The sequence below is a fragment of the Sphingopyxis sp. JAI128 genome, assembly GCF_014207235.1.
GTDB lineage: Bacteria > Pseudomonadota > Alphaproteobacteria > Sphingomonadales > Sphingomonadaceae > Sphingopyxis.
The window spans coordinates 117,848-142,393 of sequence record NZ_JACHDA010000008.1 but is presented as its reverse complement, the minus strand read 5'-3'; the positions used below and the strand labels follow the sequence as shown (position 1 = coordinate 142,393).

At 63.3% G+C, this 24,546-nt stretch carries 13 protein-coding genes; 10 read left to right on the top strand and 3 right to left on the bottom strand.

Features of this window, described 5'->3' with window-relative positions:
* Positions 1–43 precede the first annotated feature (43 nt).
* Positions 44–1,015: an alpha/beta hydrolase gene (locus HDC35_RS17605; RefSeq protein ID WP_184648688.1), complete on the bottom strand. Its 972-nt coding sequence runs from the start codon at positions 1,013–1,015 to the stop codon at positions 44–46.
* A 484-nt stretch (positions 1,016–1,499) separates the two neighbouring features.
* On the opposite strand from HDC35_RS17605, the gene HDC35_RS17600 reads away from it, so the two are divergent.
* Entirely contained in the window at positions 1,500–2,573 is a 1,074-nt protein-coding gene (locus tag HDC35_RS17600; RefSeq protein ID WP_184648687.1) for a non-reducing end alpha-L-arabinofuranosidase family hydrolase, read from the top strand.
* A gap of 192 nt (positions 2,574–2,765) precedes the next feature.
* Positions 2,766–3,971, top strand: coding sequence for a glycoside hydrolase family 6 protein (locus HDC35_RS17595; RefSeq protein WP_184648686.1), 1,206 nt, complete (start codon positions 2,766–2,768; stop codon positions 3,969–3,971).
* A 417-nt stretch (positions 3,972–4,388) separates the two neighbouring features.
* On the opposite strand, the gene HDC35_RS17590 is transcribed toward HDC35_RS17595, so the two are convergent.
* A complete protein-coding gene (locus tag HDC35_RS17590) occupies positions 4,389–5,390 on the bottom strand; it encodes a LacI family DNA-binding transcriptional regulator (protein ID WP_311770798.1) in 1,002 nt (333 codons plus the stop codon).
* A 174-nt stretch (positions 5,391–5,564) separates the two neighbouring features.
* On the opposite strand from HDC35_RS17590, the gene HDC35_RS17585 reads away from it, so the two are divergent.
* Entirely contained in the window at positions 5,565–8,087 is a 2,523-nt protein-coding gene (locus HDC35_RS17585) for a glycoside hydrolase family 3 protein (protein WP_184648685.1), read from the top strand.
* A gap of 16 nt (positions 8,088–8,103) precedes the next feature.
* Positions 8,104–10,734: a TonB-dependent receptor gene (locus HDC35_RS17580; RefSeq protein WP_184648684.1), complete on the top strand. Its 2,631-nt coding sequence runs from the start codon at positions 8,104–8,106 to the stop codon at positions 10,732–10,734.
* Between the two features lie 397 nt (positions 10,735–11,131).
* On the opposite strand, the gene HDC35_RS17575 is transcribed toward HDC35_RS17580, so the two are convergent.
* Entirely contained in the window at positions 11,132–14,167 is a 3,036-nt protein-coding gene (locus HDC35_RS17575) for a TonB-dependent receptor (protein WP_184648683.1), read from the bottom strand.
* 115 nt (positions 14,168–14,282) lie between these two features.
* Here HDC35_RS17575 and HDC35_RS17570 point away from each other — a divergent pair, with 115 nt between their 5' ends.
* From HDC35_RS17570 to HDC35_RS17545, 6 genes are all read left to right on the top strand, one after another.
* On the top strand, positions 14,283–16,529 hold the full coding sequence (locus HDC35_RS17570) for a chondroitinase-B domain-containing protein (RefSeq protein ID WP_260397817.1): 2,247 nt from the start codon (positions 14,283–14,285) through the stop codon (positions 16,527–16,529).
* On the top strand, positions 16,526–18,688 hold the full coding sequence (locus HDC35_RS17565) for a heparinase II/III family protein (protein ID WP_184648682.1): 2,163 nt from the start codon (positions 16,526–16,528) through the stop codon (positions 18,686–18,688). The genes HDC35_RS17570 and HDC35_RS17565 overlap by 4 nt, the downstream gene beginning before the upstream one ends.
* Positions 18,685–19,968 carry an MFS transporter gene (locus HDC35_RS17560; protein ID WP_184648681.1) on the top strand — a complete coding sequence of 428 codons (1,284 nt, stop codon included), beginning with the start codon at positions 18,685–18,687 and terminating at the stop codon, positions 19,966–19,968. Before HDC35_RS17565 ends, HDC35_RS17560 begins: the two co-directional genes overlap by 4 nt.
* 12 nt (positions 19,969–19,980) lie before the next feature.
* Complete coding sequence (locus tag HDC35_RS17555) at positions 19,981–20,733, top strand: SDR family NAD(P)-dependent oxidoreductase (protein ID WP_184648680.1); 753 nt, start codon at positions 19,981–19,983, stop codon at positions 20,731–20,733.
* Entirely contained in the window at positions 20,733–21,572 is an 840-nt protein-coding gene (locus HDC35_RS17550) for a rhamnogalacturonan acetylesterase (RefSeq protein WP_184648679.1), read from the top strand. Before HDC35_RS17555 ends, HDC35_RS17550 begins: the two co-directional genes overlap by 1 nt.
* Before the next feature lie 114 nt (positions 21,573–21,686).
* Positions 21,687–24,539: a TonB-dependent receptor gene (locus HDC35_RS17545; protein WP_311770793.1), complete on the top strand. Its 2,853-nt coding sequence runs from the start codon at positions 21,687–21,689 to the stop codon at positions 24,537–24,539.
* Positions 24,540–24,546 lie beyond the last annotated feature (7 nt).

Genomic DNA, 24,546 nt, shown 5'->3' with positions numbered 1-24,546 from the left:
TCTCCTCTCGAACCTGTTCTTGCCCTCTGGGCAGGGCGGACAATCAATTTTGTTGTTGCGCGAAAATTCGCTGCCTGGCGGCGAAGGCGGCGAACAGCTCCGGCCAGGCCGACGCGGGTTCGCTCGCGGGCAACCGCACGCCAAAGCCGTGCCCGCCTCGCTCGAAAATATGGAGTGCGGCGGGGCGAGCTTTCGCCTGCATCGCCTGAAACAGGGCGAGGCTGTTGGCGACAGGCACTGTCCCGTCATCGGCGGCGTGCATGAGGAATGCCGGGGGCGTGTCGGCCGTGACGCGGTGCTCTACCGAACGCGCTTTGCGAGACGCTTCTGTCGGGTTCTGGCCGAGCAAGGCGGCACGCGAACCCCCGTGGGTGAAAGGCGCATCGAGGCTGATCACCGGGTAGATGAGGCCGGCAATATCGGGCCGTGCCGGAAAGCGGTCGGCCTCATCGACAGGGGTATAAACGGATTCGGCATGGCATGTGGCCAGCGATCCCGCCAGATGGCCGCCAGCGGAAAAGCCCAGCACGCCGACGCGATCCGGCATGATGCCGAAATGCTGTGCCCGGGACCGGATCAGGCGCATCGCCCGCTGCGCATCCTGCAAAGGTACGTTTTCGCGCTGCTGCCAGCCTTCATTGGGCAGGCGATACAGCAGGATGAACGCGGTGATACCCCGCGCATTGAGCCAGTCGGCCTGGCTGATCCCCTCATTGTCGTAGGACAGGAACCAATAGCCTCCTCCCGGAACGACCAGGACCGCTGCACCATTGGGCTGCGCTGGGCGCCGGACCACCAGCACGGGCCGGTCGATCCCGCTGATCCAGCGGTCGGGTCTGGCGGGGTCGCGCGATTGATCGTCGACCTTGCGTGCGATGGACGCGTGCGTCGCGCCCGGCGGTGTTCCCGGCCACAGTTCGACGGTTTCGTCGCCCGAATTCGACAGGACTACATGCGGGGTGGAGGCAAGCGCGATTCCCGCACCCAACACCGCACGGCGGCTGAAATTCGACATGTCCTGGCCTCTCCCATTGCAACGCGGCCGCTGCCGATTCTAGAGCTGGCTGAAAATGTATGAGTATATATGGAGGAAATTTTGGTCAACATCGCACCTGTTTCTACCGCAATAATCACTGGTTGTGTGTGGATCAGCTTGAATTTTCTCCGGAACCAAGGCTATGTGCAGCCGAATAATACTTAGACAAAAGGAGGGGAGATGAAGGCTCGACGCCGCTTTTCCGTCGCTTTGGCTGGCTTGGCGGTCACTTCGGTGGGGGCCGCGTCGACCGGGAATCGGGTCACGGGCCTATCCGCAAACGGCCCCGTCGCGGGCGCCGATGTGCGTCCCTGGTGCGATTTTCGTCTCGTCGAACTGCGAAAATGCAGGATCGTCGTGGGCAGGAAAATGCTTTCAAACTAGCGGACCGATGCGAGCTACGGCTTTCTGAAAGGTTCGCCAAAGTGTCGGCCGCAAAGCCGGAAAACCAACGAGAGGAAACATGAAATTGAAGAACAGACCCTATTCCGGATCAATCCTGACAGCCATTGCTGCGCTGGGCACCGTCGTATCGGCGGCGGCATGGACCGGCGCTTCGCAAGCCGACGGCTTTCGCTGGGTATCCTCTCCCCCGCTGATCACGCCCCCGGCGGACGCCGTTCCGGGTTTTCATGGCGTGAAAGACCCCTCGATCGTATACCATGACGGCAAATATCATGTCTTTCTGACAACGGCGACGGACAAGGGCTGGGGAGTGGCCTATACCTCATTCAAGGACTGGAAAGACGCGTCGAAAGCACCGATTATCGGGCTGGAGAATTCGCCGATGGGGCCGGGCTATCGTGCCGCGCCGCAGGTCTTCTATTTTGCGCCGCAGAAGCTGTGGTACCTCGTTTACCAGGGCGGGGACCCGCTCTATTCGACGAGCAGCGATATTAGCGATCCGAGGTCGTGGAGCGCGCCCAAGCCCTATTACAGCGCAGTGCCCGAGATCGTGAAACAGCCGAACGGAAGGCCGGGATGGCTTGATTTCTGGAACATCTGCGACGACCGCAACTGCTACCTATTCTTCACGAACGACAATGGCAGTTTCTACCGCGCCGAGACGTCGCTGGCAGAGTTTCCCAAGGGATTCCGCAACACGACGCGCGTCATGGAGGGCAAGAGGGAAGATATATTCGAGGCCAGCAACACCTATAAGATCGCCGGAACGAACAGCTATCTGACGCTGATCGAAGCGATCGGTCCCAAGGGCCGCTATTTCCGCGCGTGGACCAGCGACAGCCTGGCCGGCGAGTGGAAGCCGCTGACCGCGGACCGCATGAACATATTCGCGGACTCGGACAATGTGCGCTTCAAGGGCCGCGTCTGGTCCGAAGGCGTTTCTCACGGCGAGATGATCCGCTCGACCAGCGATCAGACCATGGCAATCGATCCGTGCAAGCCCCTCCGGTTCCTGTACCAGGGGCTCGATATGGGGAAGGGTAAGACATATGAATATATCGAATTGCCCTACCGACTGGGGATCATCACTGCGAGCGGGGCCAATCCGATCTCCGGAATGTGCCGGAAATAATCGCCCCCGCATCGTACGACACCGGTCGACTCCACACCTTGGTGTCCGCCAGGATACGGCGGCCCATCACGCGCCGTGGCGGGCGGGGGCGCCGCAGGCACGATAGGCGCGTCTGTTCCGCTCGCCGACGGGCCGTGCGGGCTAGCGATTTGCGCTGTTGTGAGGTGTTGCATGACGACAAAGGATTACGGAATGCGGCGTTTTTTGATCGCTGGCCTGCTGGGATTAGCCTTTGCCGGCTCGGACGCCGCCGCCGCGCCCGAGCGTGATGGCGGCCTGTTCGTCGATCCGCGAAGCACGACGATCGAGGCTTCCGAAAAGCTGGAAGGGGCAGCGAAGCAAGATGCCCTCCTGCTTTCGCGCATTCCGTCGGCTTCCTGGTTTACATCCGGCACGCCGCAGCTTGTCGAGGGGCTTGTACGCGATACCGTCGATCGGGCTGCGGACGACAGGAAACTCCCCGTCCTCGTTGCCTATAATATCCCGTATCGCGATTGCGCCCTCTATTCCGCGGGTGGCGCCATGGACGGCCCCGCCTATCTTGACTGGATCCGGGGATTTGCGGCTGGTGTCGGCGATAGGGCGGCAATTATCATACTCGAGCCCGACGGTCTGGGGGTGATTCCGTGGCACCGCACGCTTGAGGGCGATTTTGAACCCTGTCGGCCCGAGGTCCTGGGCGAAGCCGCCGCCAAGGAACGTTACAAGCAATTGCGGGGCGCCGTGGCAATCCTGTCCGCCTTGCCCAAGGTGCAGATCTATCTCGACGGCACCGGAAGTAGCTGGCTCGCCCCCGGCGAAATCGCGAGCCGCCTCGTCCGGGCCGATGTCGCCAAGGTGACGGGCTTCTTCCTCAACGTCTCCAACTACGAAAGCGACGCGCGTGCGCTTCCCTATGCCCGCTGGGTCAGCGACTGTATCGCGCTTGTTACCCGGAGCGCGCTCGATCCGCGCGATTGCCCAAGCCAGTTCAGCTCTGCGACTTTCGGCGATCATCGGACCTGGAAGACGATCGATGCGGCTTATGATCGGCTGTTTGTTCGAAAGGGACTGAAGCGGGATCCGGCCCGGCAAAAACATGCCGTGATCGATACCAGTCGCAACGGCAAAGGGTCATGGAAACCGCCCGCGGACAAGTATCGCGACGCCGAGGTCTGGTGCAATCCTCCGGGTCGAGGTCTCGGGAGGCGCCCGACATTGGAGAGCGACAATCCTTATGTCGACGCCTTCCTGTGGATCAAGGTCCCGGGTGAGTCCGACGGACAATGCCTTCGCGGGACAGTTGGACCTGCGGACCCTGAAAGGGGCGTGATTGCGCCGCCCGCCGGACAATGGTTTCCGGCGCAGGCGCGCGAGCTCATTGAGCTTGCCGAGCCGCCTGTGCAACCGGAATGGTAATTTGCGAATGGTCGCGTGCCTCGATCCGGGCGCGTCGCTTTTTTCTGTCGAGATCAGGGGCCATCGGGCGGTCGGCGTATCCCTGAGAGCTGTTGGCATCGGCGCTTGGCGCCCTTTTCAACGGTGATGGACTATGTCACCAGCCACCCGGAAACCTAGTGCCGAGTGAGAGGCAGCGAACCGGTATCGCGGAAGATGGTCGAGCACAGTGCGAATTCCGCCAGCCGGAAACCCAGCCGTTGATCTGCCCCCGGTGAAGCGGAAAATTGACAGATCAAGGCCGGCGTCCGTCGAATCCCGAGCGTTGCGCCGTCGCACCAACCGCAGGGTAGCGGTTTCCCGGGCAGGCGCGCGAGCGAATTAGTTTGTGAGCCCGCCGGTTTCCGAGGATGGGCGGCGCCATTGCCGCGACCGGGGTCAGTCCATCGGGGGCGGTGGAGCCGTCGAAGCGCGAACCAGCAATTCATGTGCATGGTCATGCCGGGACGGCGCTGCGGAATTGCTTTCGCCATCGAGCGCGGCAATCAGCCGGTTCGCGGCATCCCAAGCCATTTCTCGAACCGGCTGGTTGACGGTCGTGAGCTGCGGCCAGGCGGTTCGCGAAACTTCCGAATTGTCGAACCCGGCCACCGAAAGATCGCCAGGCACGCTCAGGCCAAGATCGCGCGCGGCAGCTATCGCGGCAACCGCCATATCGTCATTCTGGGCAAGGATCGCCGTGGGGCGGGGGGAGTGGGCGAGCAGGGTTCGCGCTACGCGGTAGCCGACGTCGTAGGTGAAGTCGCCGGTGACAATCAGCCGGTCGTCGATCGCGCCCCCCGCTTCGGCGAAGGCGCGCCGATAGCCTTCCATGCGACCAAGACTGGCCGCGTGGGAGGGGTCGCCGAGGATGATGCCGATGCGCCGATGCCCGAGCGACAGAAGATGCGTTGCGACGGCATGGCCTGCGGCGACTTCGTCCATCGTCACGACGATGCCGCGCGCAAGCTCGCGGTGCGGAGTGACCCGGGCGTAGGGAAGCTTCTGCCGTTCGAGCACGTCGAGCAGTTCGGGTTGGTCGCAGGCCGGCGGCGCGAGCAGGACGCCGTCGAGCCCGGCGCGCAGCAGGAGCCTTCCCAGTTCTTCGGGCCGGCTTGCGACATGGTTGAAGGGGAGGACGACGAGACGGTAGCGCCCGTCCTCGAGGCGTCCGAGCGCGCCATTCTGCAGTTCGACAACATAACTCGGACTTGGACGTTCATATGTGAGGCCGATGAGAAAGGACCGGCGCGCAATCAAGCTCTGGGCGGCAAGATTGGGATGATAGTCGAGCTGCGCCGCTGCCTCCTTGACCCTTTTACGCACCGCCGCGCTCACATGCGGGGCGTCGTTGAGCGCGCGTGAAACGGTCTTGGGCGTGACCCCGGCGACGCGCGCGATATCGACGATCGTGGTTCGCCTGGAAATCTGCCCCTCCTATCCTGGTGCCGGTCGCTAGATACGGCGCGATAGCGCGCAATTTCATGCCTCATAGCGGCTCGCTTGACTTCTGTCGATGTGCGGCGGTAAACGTTGACCGAGAATCGGTAAACGTTGACAAAATGGGGAGGGGAGATGAACTTGCCGCGTGGGGCTGTCATGGCGCTCGGGGTCACGTCGCTTGCGGCGCTGGCCTCTCCCTGTTCGATTGCGAACGCGGCCAGCCTGGCGCCGGTTGGCGGCCCGGTGGCCAGCGCAGAAGCCGCTCCCGACGCCTGGCCCGCCCGCACCCCGGCTCAGTCTTCCGATCCTGCGGTCGAGCGGCGCATCGACGATCTGATCGCGGCGATGTCGCTCGAGCAGAAGGTTGGTCAGATCATCCAGGCCGATATCGCCAGCGTCACCCCCGACGACGTTTACCGCTATCATCTGGGCTCGGTACTCAACGGCGGCAATTCCGATCCGGGCGGGCGCTACAATGCGCCAGCAAAAAATTGGCTCGCCGCCGCGGACGCCTTTTATGCCGCCTCGATGAGACCGAACGGCAAGCTGCCGCGCATCCCGGTGATCTGGGGCAGCGACGCCGTCCACGGTCACAACAATGTCGTCGGCGCGACGCTTTTTCCTCACAACATAGGCCTCGGTGCCGCGCGCAATCCCGATCTCATCCGTCGTATCGGCGCAGTCACTGCCATCGAGATGCGCGTCACGGGGCTCGACTGGACCTTCGCCCCGACGCTCGCGGTTGTGCGCGATGACCGCTGGGGACGTACCTATGAAGGTTTCGGCGAAACGCCCGAGATCGCAACAAGCTATGCCGCGCCGCTGATCGAGGGTCTGCAGGGCAAGGTTGGCGACAAGGACTGGCTGCGCGGTCCGCACATCATCGCCACTGCCAAGCATTTCCTGGGCGACGGGGGCACGCTCGGCGGCAAGGATCAGGGCGACGCGCAGATGCCGGAAGCGCAGCTGCGCGACCTTTTCAGCCCGCCCTATCTTCCCGCGATCGACGCCGGCGTCCAGTCGGTGATGGTCAGCTTCTCGAGCTGGAACGGCGCCAAGATGCACGGCAACCGGTCGCTGCTGACAGGTGTGATGAAGGGGCGCTGGAACTTCGACGGGTTTCTCGTCGGCGACTGGAACGGCCATGGGCAGGTGGCCGGATGCACCGCCACCGATTGTGCGGAATCGGCGATTGCGGGGCTGGACATGTATATGGCACCCGACAGCTGGAAAGAGCTGTACCATACCACGCTCGCGCACGCGCGCGACGGTACCTTGCCGATCGCGCGGCTGGACGATGCGGTGCGCCGAATATTGCGGGTCAAAATTCGGGCCGGGCTCTTCGAGACCGGCAAGCCCTCGTCGCGGCCTTATGGCGGGCGTTTCGAATTGCTTGGCGGCACGGAACATCGCGCGCTGGCGCGCCAGGCGGTCCGCGAGTCCCTCGTACTCTTGAAGAATGCAGGGAGCCTGCTGCCGCTGAAGCCGGGGGCCAATATCCTCGTTGCGGGCGATGGCGCCGACAATCTCACCAAGCAGACGGGCGGCTGGACGCTCAGCTGGCAGGGAACCGGCACGAAGCGTAGCGATTTTCCCAATGCGCAATCGATATGGGAAGGCATCGATGCCGAGGTGAAAGCCGCGGGCGGATCGGCAACCCTGTCGGTCGAGGGCCGCTACACCAGGAAGCCCGACGTCGCGATCGTCATATTCGGCGAAGATCCCTACGCCGAGTTCCAAGGCGACCGGCCCGACGTCGGCTATGACGATGCGAAGAATCTGGCCCTGCTGCACACGCTCAAGGCCGCGGGGATCCCCACCGTATCGGTTTTTCTGTCGGGGCGCGCAATGTGGGTCAACCCCTTCCTCAATGCTTCCGATGCCTTCGTGGCGGCGTGGCTTCCCGGCTCCGAAGGCGGTGGCGTCGCCGACGTGCTTTTCGGAAAGTCCGATTTCCGCGGCAAGCTACCCTATAGCTGGCCGAAAGCGAGCGACCAGACTGCGGTCAATGTGGGCGACGAGAATTACGATCCGCTCTTTGCCTATGGCTTTGGCCTGACCTTCGCCGACAAGGGAGATCTTGCCCTGCTGCCTGAAACCCGCGCTGGCGTGGCCGCCGCCGACCCTGGTGTGCTGTTTGCTGCCGGGAAACCAGGAAGCGCGCGGCGACTGATGCTGGGAGCACCTGGCGCGCTTTCTACAAACCCCGGTCCCGAACTGATCCAGGCGCGGGGCGCCGATCGCGCCGCGCAGGAGGATTCGGTGCGTTTTCGCTGGACCGGTGCGGGGCCGGCGGTCGCCGCGATCGTCCAGGACGCTCCGGCAGACCTGTCGCGCCAGTCGAATGGCGATCTCGCGCTCGAACTCGAACTCAAGGTCGATGCACCGCCTTCGGCCGAGGTGAGCCTGCTAATGGGCTGCGGTGCGGGGTGTGCGGGCGGCTTCCCCCTGCGAGCCATGCTTGTCGAGGCGGCGAAGACCGCGAAATGGACTCGGATCGCGATACCGCTGCGCTGCTTCGAGAAGGCGGGTGTCGATATGACGCGCGTCGAGACGCCGCTCAGCATCGCCACGTCGGGAACGCTCGATCTGGTCCTGTCGTCGGCGCGGATCGTGTCGCCGACGGGAACGGCACTGCAATGCAAACAAGACTGAAGTAAGGGAGGATGAGATGGACAGGGGTAAATTGACGCGTGTGGCGCTGGTGGCGCTGCTATCGACGGCGGGGGCCTTGCCCGCCCACGCACAAGACGCAACGGCGGGTGACGGCGCAAGCGAAGACCGCGACGAGATCATCGTCACGGCGAACCGCCGCGAGCAAAATTCGCAGGATGTCTCAGGGGTCGTTCAGGCGCTCGGTGCCGACCAGCTGCGCCAGGACGGCATCACCGAGCTTCGCCAGCTGCAGGTCGCGGTTCCGGGGCTCAGCATCGCTAACCAAGAAGGCAATGTCGAAATCTTCATCCGCGGCGTTGGTTCGGCGAACAGCACCGAGCTGGGCGACCCCGGCGCGGCGCCGCATCTCAACGGCACCTACATACCGCGTCCGCGCGGGCTTGGGCTCATGTTCTACGATCTCGATCGTGTCGAGGTGAACAAGGGACCGCAAGGCACGCTCTATGGGCGCAATGCGCTTGCCGGCACGCTCAACATCATCACCGCCAAGCCGCGGCTCGGCGAGTTCGGCGGCTATATGCAGGCCGAGATCGCCAACCGCTCATCCTATGGCGCTGAGGGCGCCATCAACGTCCCGCTTGGGGATACCTTCGCGCTCCGCGCGGCGGGCTATTATATCAACCGCGACTATGGCTTCAAAAATGTTTCGACGGGGGCGCCGGCGAGCGGGCTCAAACCGGCGGGCCTCGAAGAAAATTACGCGGGACGCCTGTCGCTGCTCTGGGAACCGAGCGACCGGCTCAGTGTGTCTATCGTCGGCGATTACGGTAAGGAAACCGGCACCGGCTATCCGGGTGCTAATATTTTCAGCGCCGTGGCGGCGAGCGGCCTGCGGCCTGACAAGCTCAACCTCAAGCATGTCGTCTATCGCGGTCTCCAGGGCGACATGGAGAATGAACTCTGGGGCGTCCAAGGCAAGATCAATTATGATTTCGGGAGCTTCGGCGCCGAGTTGACGGGCAGTTACCGCTCGGTCGACTTCTATCAAGTGAACGCTGCCAGCGACGGCATCGATTATCCGGGCCGCGATCTGGCGGCAGTCCAGTATGACAATTATTCGGGCAATTTCTGGCAGACGAAGTCGAAGAGTCAGGTTTACGAAGCGCGAATCTTCGCAAATGACGACCAGCGTTTCCGCTGGAACCTGGGCGGGTTCTACTTCAACGAAGATCAGGCCGTCGGCTATCTCGCGCTCTCGGATCGCGGCTATTGTTGCTATTCGGCAACCGAATTCACGATGCCCGACGTCAAGGGCAAGAGCTATGCCTTCTATGCCGATGGCACCTTCGACGTCGCCGACCGGCTGCGAATCTTGGGTGGCATCCGCTACACCGACGAGAAGAAGTCTCGGTACGGCATCGGCGGCGACTGGGCGCTGACGCTCGGCGGCGAGGATTTCGCGTGTTGCTTCGCCACGCGCATCGGGACCGAGGGCTTCCGGCCTGCGCTGCTCGACCGGCCCAGCTTCGACGTAAGCAATATTACCACGCCGCAGGGCATGGCGCAGTTCCTGATCGAAGGAGTCAAAACCCCTGGTCTTCGAGACACGTTGATCGGCCAGATTGGTGCGATCGCGAACGGCACCAATCCCAACGGCACCTGCATCGACCGGCCCGACATCGACAATGGTTTCGTCAACTGCCCGGCCGGCGCCAATGGCGGTTTCAGCTATGCGAATTTCAAGATTCCCGGCCAGCAAATCGGCCGTTCGAAATTCAACTTCGTCGATTGGCGCGCGGGCATAGAGTTCGACCTAAGCGACGACAATATGCTTTATGCGAAGGTCTCGACCGGCCACAAGTCCGGCGGTTTCAACGACAGCTTCAATGGATCGGCGATCCCTGAGACCTTCAGTCCCGAGAAGCTGCTCGTCTATGAGATCGGCAGCCGCAACAGTTTCGACGTGTTCGGCCGCCCGGCGATCTTCAACCTCACCGGCTTCTATTATGATTATTCGAACCAGGTCTTTCAGGACCTGACCTGCATCGGTCGGGCGGCGCCCGATCCCGCGACGCCCAATGTGCCCGGAAATTGCAATAGCTACTCGCTGGTCAACCGCAATATCGGTGCCTCGCGCATTTATGGTGCCGAAGCCGAAATGCGGTTCAAATTGCCGGGCAATTTCGGTCTCGATCTCAATCTTGCCTATCTCGATACCAAGATCACCGAGGGCACTGTCGCGGACTCGCGGGCGCAGGACTACGGCGCCGGCGGGAACTCGCCGCTGATCAGCCTCGTGGGCAACCGCCTGCCGCTTGCATCGAAGATGAACATCAGTGCTCGGCTGTCGCAATGGTTCGATGCAGGACCGGGCCGTCTCGATTGGCAGGCGCTGCTGAACTATCGCTCGTCCTATTATCTTAGCCAGTTCAACGAGGACGACATCGTCTTCCTCGATGGAACGCGCCAGGCCGCGCCGGCTGCCGGCTTCCCGGACCGGCAGAAGGGGTATGCGACCCTCAACCTGGGGATCGGCTATACGATCGACAATTTCCGTCTCGAAGCCTGGGCGAACAATTTTCTCGACGAGGAAGTCTCGCAAAAGGCACTGGTCGGGTCGTCGCTCAACATCCGCTTCCTCAACGACGCGCGCAGCTACGGTCTTCGTGTTCGCGTGAACTTTTAGAAAAAAAAGGGGGGCAGCCGCCCGGACCGCGTCGCGATCCGGGCGGCTGCATATATTTCATCCGCCGAAATCTCGGCAGGTTCTGATGAGAGGAGGCGACATTGGGGCGCGGGGCCGGTGGAAGAGGACGCGCGCGATATGCTCCGGACTGCGCTCTCGACCGAAGCACCTCGCCGAGCCAATAATACCGCTTCGATCCGCGCGAGCCCGCGCGCAATCTGATCGACCTTTCGTGATCATCCTCGACGCCAATGTGCGTTCCGAACGTTTGCGCCCGGCTCCGCTCGAACCCAAATGCCAGACAGGCTCGCGGGGCTGCCCCCCAATTTGCCGTTTCTCGCCGTGACATCGCATCGTCCTATCCAACTCGCCGCGGGATAGGACGATGGACGCACCTCTAGAACTTGACACTCACGCCGGCGGTGACCCGGCGGTCGGTGAGACCCTGGAAGCAGAGCAGCGCCGTGTTGTTGACGCAATATTGGTTCTGGTCGCCGCGCAGCAGATTGATGCCCTCGACCCCGAGGTTGATATTGTCGGTGAGGTCGTAATTGATGCTCGCGTTGAGTTGTCCCCGCGCCCCGTTGATCAGCGGCAGGCCGAAGAAGAAGGGGTCGTTCGACACATAGCTCGACCGCCATGTGTAGCGCAGCCGCGCGTTGAGGCCGTATTTGTCGTAGAACAGCGTCGCGTTATACGCATATTTCGACAGGTTGGTCAGCGTAATGAGGTCCTGTGAGCCGGGATAGCCGAGCTGCGTAAAGATCGTGCGCGGGCCGTCGGCAGTACGATATTCGCGCGCCGAGCCGCCCGATTTCTGATAGGTGAAGTTCCCGATAAAGCCGAAACCCGAGGCAAAACCCAGCTTATCCTCCCATGCCGAAAGATCGTGCTGGAACGCGACCTCTATCCCGGTCTGGGTGGTGGTTCCGGGGACGTTGAAGGTCGAACTGCGCGGCACGCAGATGCCGACCCCCTGGATGGGGTTGTTGATGTTGCGGTTGGCGATCGGATTGTAAATGCCGCCGCCGGGGCATGCTGGATCGATCGAAATATTGAGATTTCCGTTTGCATCGAGATTAGGCGCCGGGTCCTCCTGTCGCTGCGCGAACAAGTTGGTGCGGCTCTTGTGGAAAAAGCCGATGCTGATCAGGCTCGACGGTGCGAAATAATATTCGCCTGACAGGTCGAACGACCACACAGCTTCGGGGACAAGGTCGGGGTTACCCACCGCAACCGGTGTATTCGCACCCGTCCCGAAGGAGAAGGAGGTTGATAACGTGTCGAAATTCGGGCGGCGGATATCGCGCGCGATGCCCGCGCGGACTAGGAAGCGGTCGGCGGGTTCGAGCACGAGATTGAAGCGCGGCAGCAGAAAATTATACGAGCTTTTGGCAACGGTCTGTCCCGTGACCTCGCCATTTGCGATATTGTTGCCGACCGACGACAGGCTGGTGTGCAGCCAGCGCAAGCCGGCGTTGCCGCGCACCGGCATGCCGGCGACCTCGCCTTCCATATTCGCCTGGAAATAGGCGGCGTTCGTCGTTTCCTTGATCTTGAAGAAGCCGGCGAAGGATTCGGTCGGCGTGGTCAGCGGCGCGACGGGCGGCCCCTCGGTCGCCGCGGCATTGCTCGCGGCGATCGCGGCGTTGAGCGCGTCGAGCACCTTCGCGGGATCGTCGAAAGCCAGCCCGCCGTCGATCAGCAGGAAGTCGGAAAAATAAAGCCGACGCCCGTCGGCCGCGTCGAAATTGCGGGGCCCCGGGATCAATATATCGGAAAACAGATCGCCTGATGGCCGGTTCCACGCGCTCGTCGTATTGGTCAGGCTGACATTTCGCGAAAATTCGTTGTTTTCCGCCGAAGTCCGGTTCCAGCGATAGCCAAAGTCGATCGAAGTGACGAAGGGGTTGAGATCGCTCGTATCATAGGAAAAATCGAGGCGCGCCGCCTTCTCCTGATTGTCGGTCGTGTTCGCGCCCTGCGCCACTTGCTGCAGCTGGTAATTGGCGGGGTCGAGCAATTGTGCCGTCGTCGGTGCAAAGGGGCTCGACCGGTCGATGCCGAATTGCAGCGTGCCGCCGCGCAGGTCGAATTCCAGCGGCACGCCATTGTCGATGCTGCGCCCGATTTGCGGCTGCGGGCCGTTGGGATTGATGAAATCGAGCGTCGTCGAGAAGTTCGGAAAGTCCGATTTCGAGGTCGATAGCGACACTTCGGCCCGCATCCCGAGCTTGTCGGTCACCTGCCATTCGGTGCCGAGATCGAACACGCGGCTTTTGGTGACGCGCGCCCCCGTGTCGCTCGACGTCCGCATGTTCGGGTCGATCACCGTTCCGGTCGCGCCGCCGATGCCGATAGTTCCCGCTGCGGTCGCATCGACGCTGCCGAGGTCGATCGGGCCGTCGGGTCCGTCGAGCGTGCCCCAGTTGACGGTCTCGAAAGCCGTGTTGTCGGTCGCATCGACGACCGACGGCGTCGCTGTGCCCGAAATCTGGACGCGGTGGCTCTGCTGTCCGCGCGTTTGGTTGTTCAGCGTCGCGTCGAAATAGAATTTCAGGTCGTCGTTCGGTTTCCATTCGAGCGCGGCGGTGCCGTTGTAGGTTTCATATTCGTAATTCTCCAATCCCTGCTGGAAGAACTGGACGCGCAGGAAGGGAAAAGCCTCGGCGCTCGGGCCCGATCCCGGCAAGACGACGGCATCGCGATCGACGCGCGGCTTGAACGCGGCGACATCCTGCCGGGCATAGCTGCCGCTCACCACGATGCCGATTTCGCCGATGCCGGTATCCCAGCGATTGCCGAGCGTGGCGGACAGGCGCGGCAGGGTCGATTTGGACAGGTCGCTGTTTTCGACCTGCGCGCGCGCCGCGATGAGCGGATCGCGCAGGTCGAGCGGGCGGATCGTGCGCAGGTTGATCGTCCCGCCGACCGATCCTTCGATCGTCTGCGCGGTCGGAACCTTCGTGACCTCGACCGAGGCGATCAGCGCGGCGGGCAGATCCTCGAAGCTGATGCCCGAGCGGCCCGCGCCCGACTCGACGGTCGATACGCCGTTGATTTCGGTGCGGTTGGCGTCGGTGCCGCGGATCTGCACCGCATTACCGACGCCGGCCTGGCGGGTGATCTGAACCCCGGTGACATTTTCCAGCACTTCGGCGAGGTTCTGGTCGGGCAGTTTGCCGATATCCTCGGCCTGAATGACTTCGACGATATTGTCGGAGGAGCGCTTTTCGCCCAGCGCGGTGGCAAGGGAGCTGCGTATGCCGGTGACGACAATCGCGTCATTGCCCGTTTCGTCGGCCGCAGGGCCGGCAGCCGCATCCTGCGCCATCGCGGGAACCGCACCCATTGAAAGCGTGGTCGTGCCCAGCAAAATCGCCACGAAATTCATCCTGCCGCGCGAAACGCGCACGAGGCTGCCCCGAATCATCCCACTCTCCCTCTTTGACTTGGTTTGGAGTGAGGCTCCTCCTGTCAGGCCAATATGTCAACCCATGATTCATACCAAAACCGGGTTGATATTGTCCTACCTCTTGTATAGTCCAATGGACAAGAATCATAAAACGGGTGAGGGAACGGTGCAGATAAGGGCTATTCTAACGGTCGCGATGCTGGTCTCGACGGCGCATACAGCGTTGGCGCGCGACCTGCTCGTGACTGATCAGGCGCAATATAAGGCTGCGGTAAAATTGGCCCGGCCGGGTGACACGATCGTCCTTGCCGACGGCGAATGGCGCGATTTCGAGATCGTCTTCGCGGGCGCCGGCACCGCTGAAAAGCCGATCGCGCTAACCGCACAGACCAAAGGCAAGGTGCTGATCACCGGCCAGTCGAACCTGCGCATGGGCGGAAGGCATCTGCTTGTCTCAGGTCTTGTCTTCAAAGATGGCGCTAGCCCCACCCGAGAGGTCATCAGCTTCCGCCGCGATTCCAAAACGCTCGCCACCGACAGCCGCGTTACCGAGACCGTCATCGACGGCTTCAGCAAGGCCGACCGGCGCGCCGAAGATATCTGGGTTGCGCTCTACGGCACGGGCAACCGTGTCGATCATTCGCATTTCGAGGGCAAGACCAATGCCGGCGTGACGCTCGCGGTGATCCGCCGCGCGGGCGACCCGCTCGATAATCGCCATCGCGTCGATCACAATTATTTCGGTCCGCGCCCGCCCTTGGGATCGAACGGCGGCGAGACGATCCGCATCGGCACCAGTGAGGAGTCGCTGTCCAATAGCCACACGATCGTCGAGCGCAACACTTTCGACCGCACCAGCGGCGAGGTCGAGATCGTCTCGGTCAAATCGGGCGGCAATATTATCCGCGAAAATCTCGTGCTCGAAGCGCAGGGCGCCTTCGTGCTGCGCCACGGCAACGGCAACCTCGTCGAGCGTAACATCTTCTTCGGCAAGGGCGTGCCCGATACCGGCGGCGTGCGCGTGATCAACCGTGACCAGATCGTGCGCGACAATTATTTCGAAGGGCTCGCCGGCAGTTCGTTCAAGAGCGCGATCACCGTGATGAACGGCGTCCCCAACTCGGTGATCAACCGCTATCATCAGGTCACAAATGCGCGGATCGAGCGCAACAGCCTCATCGATATCGCGCGCATCACGCTTGCGGCGGGCGCCGACGCCGAACGGTCGGCGCCGCCGGTGGACAGCCGGTTCGAGCGCAATCTGGTCGTCGGCGCGAAGGGGCAGGACCCCTTCCGCGCCGAAGGCGAGATCGGCGGCATCGCCTTCGCGGGCAATATTCAGGCAAAGGTTGCCAAGCCCTTGCTGACCGCCGGGGTCGAGCAGCGCGACGTGGCGCTCGAACGTGCCGCCAATGGCTTGCTCTATCCGACCGATCCCGCGCTGGCCGCCGTCGGCGCGCCGCGCGACCTCAAACCCGTCACCCGCGAAGAGGTCGGCGCGAGCTGGTATCGCGGCGATGCGCCCGAGGCCGCGTTCGGCGCCGGCGTCACGCGGCCGATCGCGGCGGGGGGCTCGCTTGCAGAAGCGATCGCCGAGACGAAGGCGGGCGACGTCCTGATGCTCGCCACTGGCACCTTTGACATCGTTGCGCCGCTGGCTGTGCGGCACCGGCTGACCATCGCCGGCACAAAGGATGCTAAGCCCGTGTTGCGCGTCGCCTCGAGCCTCGCGCGGATCGGCGGCGGCGGCGGGCTGCGGCTTGAAAATCTCGTGATCGACGCAAGCGCATCGCCCGGCGATGACACGTTGATTGCGGTCGCTTCGGGCGTCGCGCCCAATTACAGCATTGCGTTCGACGGCGTATCGGTGCGCGGTCCGGGCAAGGGCCGTTTCGACGGCATCGTCATGGCGCCCGGCACTTTCGCCGACGATGTGACGATCACGAACAGCGATTTTTCGGCAATGGGCGTCGTCGTCGCCGCGACCGGCGAGCAGGAACCGAAGGGTTGGTATCCGATGGAACGGCTGACGATCAGCAACAGCCGCTTCGCAGGCGTCGCGATGGTCGCCGACCTCTTGCGCAAGGGCAGTGACGAAAGCACCTTCGGCCCGTGGTTCGCGATGACCGGATCGAGCGTCGCCAATAGCGGCGCAAGCGGCGCGTCGCTGCGTATCTCGGGCGCCCAGCACACGGACATCGCGCAGAACAGCTTCGCCAAGTCGGACGGCATCGTCGTCATCCATTCGGTCGGCGCGCCCGAAACGCGCATTGCGTCGAATGCCTTTGCCGCAACGCCGGCGCCGCGCATCGAGGAACTGGCTTGGAAGGGCCAGCCGCGCGGGCAGATGATCGGCAATGTCGTGGAAGCGCGCCCGTGACCCGCAGGCTCGCGCTCCTGCTCGCCGCCGCCACGCTGCCGGCCGTCCCCGCCGCCGCGCAAGAGCCGCCCGCCGCTTCAGCGCAGGTCTACGCGCCGCTTTTCGCGGCCGAGGTCGAGCGCGCCCGGAGCGACGTCGATGCGTCGATCCGGGCGGGCATCAACGTGCCCGTGCCCAAGGATCCCGGCGGCGGCTTCACCCACGAGCAGCACAAGCGCAATTACCGCATTATTTTCGAGGGCGGCCAGCTCTTCCGCTTGACCGGCGAGGCGCGCTACCGTGATCATGTGCGCGATCTGCTGCTCGCCTATGCCGATCTTTATCCGGGACTCGGGCCGCATCCCGCCAAGGCGAACCAGACTGCGGGACGCTTGTTTTGGCAGAGCCTCAACGACAGCGTCTTCCTCGTCAACGCGGTGCAGGGCTATGCCGAAATCCGCGATGGACTCTCAGCCGACGAGCGCAAGCGGATCGACGACCGGGTGATCCGCCCGATGGCGCGCTTCCTGTCGGACGAATCGCCCGAGGTCATCAACCGCATTCACAACCACGCGACCTGGGCGGCGGCGGGCGTCGGCCTGTCGGGCTATCTGCTTGGCGACCGCGACCTCGTCGACAAGGCGCTGCTCGGGCTCGACAAGAGCGGCAAGGCGGGCTTCCTGCGTCAGCTCGATCTGCTTTTTTCGCCCGACGGATATTATGCTGAAGGCCCCTATTATCAACGCTATGCGCTGCAACCTTTCGTCGTTTTCGCAGCCGCGATTGCGGCGAACGATCCAGACCGCAAGATCTTCGAATATCGCGACGGCATCGTGCTCAAGGCGATCCGCACCGCGATCGACCTCACCCACGAGGGCTTTTTCCTGCCGATCAACGACGCGATGCCCGATAAGAGCCTGCGTACCGAGGAACTCTATCATGCGGTCGCCATCGCCTATGGCGCGACGAAAGACCCGGCCTTTCTGTCGATCGCCGACTGGCAGGGACGCACGGTGCTGACGCCTGCGGGACAGGCGATGGCTGCCGATCTCGCGGCGGGCAAGGCAAGGCCCTGGCCGTTCGGCTCCCGGCTGCTGTCCGACGGCCCCGACGGAAAGGGCGGCGCGCTCGTGATGTTGCGCACCAACGCCGATCCTGCGGGCCCGCTGCTCGTCGCCAAGAATACGGTGCAAGGCATGGGGCACGGTCATTTCGACCGGCTTGGCTGGCTTTATTATGACGAAACCGGTGCGGTCGTGACCGACTATGGCGCCGCGCGCTTCCTCAATGTCGAGGCAAAGCGCGGCGGGCGTTACCTACCCGAAAACGACAGCTGGGCGAGCGCGACGATCGCGCACAACACGCTTGTCGTTGATGAGCAAAGCCACTTCGCAGGCAACTGGAAAGATGGAGAAAAATCCGGAACGCGCCAGCTTGCCGTATCGCTCGAAGGTCCGACCCGTTACACGATCGCCGAAATCGACAGCGCCTATAAGGACGTCGCGATCCGCCGTTCCCTACTGCTGATCGAGGTCGAAGGCCTCGCCTATCCCCTTGCGCTCGATATCCTCCACGGAACTGGCAGCGGCAGGCATGTCTATGACCTGCCGCTGCATTTTTCCGGACATATTATCGACAGCGACATCGCGTTCGACCGCAATCTCGCCGAACGCCCGGTACTGGGGAAGGCGAACGGCTATCAGCATCTGTGGATCGACGGGATCGGGACCAAGGCCGGCAAGGCGCGGCTCACGTGGATGCAGGGCAGCCGCTTCTACAGCTACCATATGCTGTCGTCTGCGGGCACAAGCTTTATCCTCGCCGAAAGCGGCGCGAACGATCCCGAGTTCAACTTGCGCCGCGAACCCGCGTTGATCCAGCGCGTCGACGGCGCTGCCGCCGTGACCTTCATCAGCCTGCTCGAACCACACGGTGCCTATGACGCCGCAGCCGAGACCGTGGTTGCAAGCAGCGCGCGCGTCGTGGCGCTCGAGCATCGCAAGGAAAAGGGTGCCGAGCTCGTCCTCGTCACCCTCGTCGACGGCCGTCGCATCGCGATCGCGGTCGCCGACGACCTTGCCGCCGATGCACAGCACGATCTCACCGTCGACGGCCGCAATCTCGCTTGGACCGGCCCTGTTGGCCGCTTCGACCTCGCCAAAACCGGAGCGAAGAAATGAGCAATATCAAGGGCCGCTTCCGCTGGTCCGTCATCGCACTGATCGCGCTCGCGACCGTGATCAATTACATCGACCGCAACGCGCTTGCGGTGATGTGGCCCGAGGTGTCGAAGGAAATTGGCGCCACTAAGGAAGATTACGCGCTGCTCGTGACGATCTTCATGATCTTCTACGCTTTCGGCCAGTCGCTCTTCGGACGCATCTTCGACGCGATCGGCACGCGGATGGGTTTCACCATCTCGATCGTCGTCTGGTCGCTCTCGATCGCCGCGCACGCGCTGGTGCGATCGATGCCGCTGCTGATGGTGCTGCGCGCGACGCTCGGGATCAGCGAGGCGGGCAACTGGCCCGGCGCGGCCAAAGCGAACGCGCTCTGGTTCCCCTCACGCGAACGCGCGCTGGCGCAGGGCATCTTCAACGCCGGCGCGTCGCTGGGCGGGATCATCTCTGCCCCGTTGATCGCCTTGCTTTTCGTCCAGTTCGGCTGGCACGGAACCTTCCTTCTCATCGGCGTACTCGGCTTCATCTGGCTCGTGCCCTGGCTGTGGTTCTACAAGGCCGATCCCGACAAGCATCCGGGGATCAGCGAAGAAGAACGCGCCTATATCCTCACGGGGCGTACCGAAGCGGGGCAGGGCGACGACCGCCGCCTGCCTCTGGGCGAGTTGCTCCGCTATCGTCAGAGCTGGGGCGTCATCCTGTCGCGCTTCTTCCTCGATCCGGTCTGGTGGCTCTTCGTGTCTTGGCTGCCGATTTATCTCGCCGAAACCTTCGGCTTCGACGTCAAGCAGATCGGCCTTTTCGCCTGGGTGCCCTTCGTCGGTGCGATGCTCGGGAGTCTGTTCGGCGGCTGGCTCGCGGGGCGGATCATCGGCGGCGGCGGCACCGTCCATCGCGCGCGCATGACGACGATCGGCATCGGCTGCGCGATTATGCTTCCCTCGCTGCTCTTCACGATCGGCGCCAGCGAACCACTCAACGCGGTGCTGCTCATCGCGTGCATCCTCTTCGGTTTCCAGATGGCGATAGGCAATATCCAGACGCTGCCGAGCGACTATTTCGGCGGCGGCGCGGTCGGCAGTCTTGCGGGGATCAGCGGCACCGCCGCGGTCGCGGGCACGCTGATCACCACGTGGCTCGTCCCTGTGCTCACCAAGACGAGCTACGCGCCGATCTTCGCGCTCTCCGCGGCGATCGTGCCCATCTCCTTCCTGTGTTTCTGGCTGGTCGGCGGTCGCGTCGCCCCGGTCGCCACCCAACCCACCCACAACCAAGATTAAGGATTGAACTGCATGACTCTCCAGGGGAAAACCGCGCTCGTCACCGGCGGCGGCCGCGACATCGGCCGATCGGTGTCGATTGCGCTCGCCCGTGCCGGCGTCCGCGTCGCGATCAACTACAACAGCGGCCGTGAAGCCGCCGAGGAAACGCTGAAGACGATCAAGGACGCGGGCGGCGACGCCTTCCTGGTCCAGGCCGACGTCACTGACAGCGCCGCGGTCAAGGCGATGCTTGAAGAGGTCGGCGTCGCGTTCAGCGGTCGGCTCGACATCCTCGTCAACCTCGCGGGCGGCATGGTCGCGCGCAAGACGCTGAGCGAGATGGACGAGGATTTCTTCGACCATGTCATGACGCTCAATCTCAAATCGGCGTTCCTTGTCCTTCAGGCGTCGCAGCCCTTCTTTGGCGAAGGTTCGGCGGTGGTGAACGTGTCGTCGCTCGCGGGCCGCGACGGCGGTGGCCCCGGCGCGTCGGTCTATGCGACCGCAAAGGGCGCGCTGATGACCTACACCCGCGCGATGGCAAAGGAACTCGGCCCCCAGGGCATCCGCGTCAACGCGGTCTGCCCCGGGCTGATCGGCACCAGCTTCCACGATATCTTCTCGAAACCCGAAGGACGCGCCGCGACCGCAGGTAACACGCCGCTGCGCCGCGAAGGCCATCCCGACGAGGTCGCCGATACGATCGTCTATCTCGCTTCACCTGCGGCGAGCTTCCTCGCGGGCGTCTGCCTCGACGTCAACGGCGGGCTGGGTTTCTCGTGATGCGCCGGCTCATCGCAACTGCCGCTTGCGTCCTGCTCGCGAGCGGCGCGCAAGCCGAGACGCGCGAGCGCAGCGATGCGCCGCCGCTCGAGCCGTACAAGATCATCCTCGTCGGCGATTCGACGATGGCGCCCCACAGCGGCTGGGGCGGGGCGTTCTGCGCGCACCACGTCAAATCGTCGGTCGCATGCCTCAATGCCGGACGCGGCGGGCGTTCGACGCGCAGCTATAGGCAGGAGGGAAGCTGGGACATCGCGCTCGCCGAGGCCAAGGTTCCGGGATATCGCGGCATCTGGGTACTCATCCAGTTCGCGCACAACGACCAGTCGTCGAAGTCCGAACGCTGGACCGACGAGACGACGGAATTTCCCGCCAATCTTCGCGGCTTCGTCGAAGAGGTGCGGGCGGCGGGCGCGACCCCGGTGCTCGTCACCCCGTTGACGCGCCGCGAGTTCAAGGACGGCAAGCTGAAGAACACGCTCGCGAGCTGGTCCGATCAGGTGCGCAGCGTCGCCAAGGCGATGGACGTGCCGCTCGTCGACCTGAACGCGCTCAGTGCCGCGCAGGCGCAGGACATGGGCGCCGAGACGGCGACCAAGCTCGCGCAGGAGCCGCCGACGCCCGAGGAACTCGCTGCCGCGAAAGCCGGGACGACGCTGACCGCGCGCCCGGCGCCGCCTCCGCCGCCGCCGATCACCGGCGAGGGTGCGCGCGGACAAGTGACGCGCAAGTTCGACTACACGCATTTGGGCGATGTCGGCGCCGAAATTACCGCCAAGCTGGTGACGCAGGCGCTCGCGCGGGCGGTGCCGGGGCTCAGGAGCCAGCTCGTCCGCTGACAACGCGTGTATGGCAATATGGACTAACCAATATGCCATACATTGTGGTTGACAATAATGCTGCGATGTTCGAGAGCATTGGTCATAACAGAATCGATATCTGGGAGAGACGAAGTGAATTCTCGTAATCAAATCCGCGCGCGCTCGCTCCGCGCCGTCTTGCTGGCCGGCGCGGGCTCGACATTGCTCGTCGCCGCAATGCCCGCGATGGCGCAGGACGCGGCGCCCGACGACGAGGACGCGATCGTCGTCACCGGAATTCGCGAAACGATCCAGAATTCGATCAATACCAAGCGCGAGGAAACGGCGATCGTCGACGCGCTGTCCGCCGACGACATCGGCGACCTGCCGGCGCTGTCGGTCGGTCAGGCGATCCAGACGATCACCGGCGCAACGACCCACCGCGAAAAGGGCGACGCCTCCGAAATCGCGCTGCGCGGCCTCGGCCCCTTCCTTTCGAACGCGACCTTCAACGGCCGCGACGCGACGAACGGCAGCGGCGACCGCTCGGTCAATTTCAACCAGTTCCCGTCGGAACTCGTCAACAATATCAAGATCTACAAGACGCAGCAGGCGGATCTCGTCGAAGGCGGCGTCGCCGGCACGATCGAGATCGGCACGCTGCGCCCGCTCGATTTCGGCAAGCGCCGCATCCAGGGCGAGGTCAAGGCGCAGTACAACCCCTATGGCGACCGCATCACCGGGGGCTCGGGCGGTATCGGCTGGCGCGGGACGCTGAGCTATGTTGACCAGTTCGCGAACGACACGATCGGCATCGCGATCGGCGTCCAGCGCAACGACACCAACAATCCGGAAGAAACCTACGCCGCCAGCAGCACCTGGGTCGCATGCCGCGCCGACAATGCCGCCAGCGGCAATTGCGACGAACTCCAGCGCGAGGATTACGGGCAGGATCCCTATTACCTCGTCCCCAACTCCTATATCTTCCGCCAGATCAGCGAGACGGACAAGCGCGATGCGGCATTCGGCGCGATCCAGTGGCGCCCGTCGGACCGGCTCAACGTCAACCTCGACGTCCAATATTCGGACCGCACCTTCGTCGAAAGCCGCCGCGACCTCACGATTTCCGAGGCGCGGCGCGGCCTGACCAACGTCGAATATGACGAGAATGGCATCGTTCGTTACCTCGAAGGATCGAGCTCGCTTGAATCGAACGGCTCCGAACTATCGCGCTCGGAAGAATATCTCGGCGGCGGCCTGTCGGTCGAATGGATGCCGAACGACCGGCTGACGCTGACCTTCGACGGCAGCTATTCGCGCACGATCCGCAAGGAAATCGAACGCAATTTCCGCCTGCGTACGGACCGGAACGACGTGAACGGCGATCGCACTCCGGTGGGCGACCAGCGCGTCCCCTATATCTATGAACTCGCGCCGGGCAGTTTCGTCCCGACGATCACGATCGACCCGCGCTTCGACCTCAACAACCATGATCTCTTCTGGGACGACGCCCGCCTCCGCCGCGACGAGAGCAAGCGCCGCAACGAGATCATCGCAGGGCGCTTCGACGCCGCGTATGAACTCGATGGCTTCCTCAGCCGGATTTCGGCGGGCGCGCGCTGGTCCGAACTCACCTTTCGCGACTATGACCTGCGCAACGAGGCTTTCGAACTGACATCGGATATCGACGAAGAACGGGTGATCAACAACCAGTGCCGCCAGGCCTTCCCGCAAACCGGCTATCTGTCGGCGGCCGAGGGCAACAGCATCCACAGCTGGGCGACATTTGACGTCGATTGCATATTCGGCGGATATCTGGGCACCGTCGATCCGGGGCTGCCCGACGAACTGCGCGCGGCGGCCAACCGCGACGTCACCGAACGCACGCTCGCGGGCTATGTGATGGCCGAATATGATGCCGATCTGGGCAATATGCCCGTCCGCGGCAATTTCGGCGTCCGCGTCGTCCGGACCGACGTCACCTCGAACGGACTGCGCAGCGACCTCATCCTCGTCCCCGATGAAACCGACCCCGGCCGGTTCACGCTCGCAGAGACCAGCGATTTCCAGACGGTGCGGATCGAGAGCCGCAGCACGCGCATTTTGCCGAGCATCAACGCGATCTTCGAGGTCGCGCCCGACACGCTGGTGCGCCTCGCGGGCTATCGCGCGATGTCGCGCCCGAACCCCAGCGCGCTCGGCGCCGGGCGCACCTTCACGCTCGGCGACGGCGACGACGGCGGCTTCACCTCGATCGAAGAGGCCATCGAAAATGTTCGCGCCAACGGCAGCCCGGGACTGAAACCTTTGATGTCGTGGAACGCCGACGCCGCGATCGAATGGTATCCGAACAAGGATAGCATCCTGTCGGCGACCGTCTATTACAAGCAGTTCAACGGCGGCTTCCAGCCGGTCGTCTATGACGAGACCTTCACGATCAACGGCGAACAGGTCACCGTTCCGGTTACCCAGACGCGCAACAGCCCCGACAAATCACGCATCTACGGCCTCGAACTGACCGCCGCGACGCGCTTCAGCTTCCTGCCCAAGCCGCTCGACGGCCTCGGCGCAAAGGTCAGCTATAACTACGCCGATTCCAATTTCGAGAATCAGGACGTCAACCTCGGCGACCAATATGATCCCGAAACCGAAACCGTGTCGCCCGGCATCATCCCCGCGGCGGGCCTGTCGGGCTATTCGAAGCATGTGCTGTCGGCGCAGGCCTATTATGAGATCGGCCCCGTCTCGCTGCAGGCGATCTACAATTACCGCTCGAAATATTATCAGGACTTCGTCGGCGGGAACAGCCAGCTGCGCTATGTCGGGCCCAGCGAGACCGTCGACTTTCGCGCGTCACTGGACCTGATGAAGGGCGTGTCGCTGCGGTTCGAGGCGCTCAACATCTTTAACGAGCCCAAGGCGACTTATATGCCCGTCTATGGCAGCAGCCGCCAATATCATTATTATGGATCGAAATATTTCATCGGCCTGCGGGCGCGGATCTAGCCCGAAT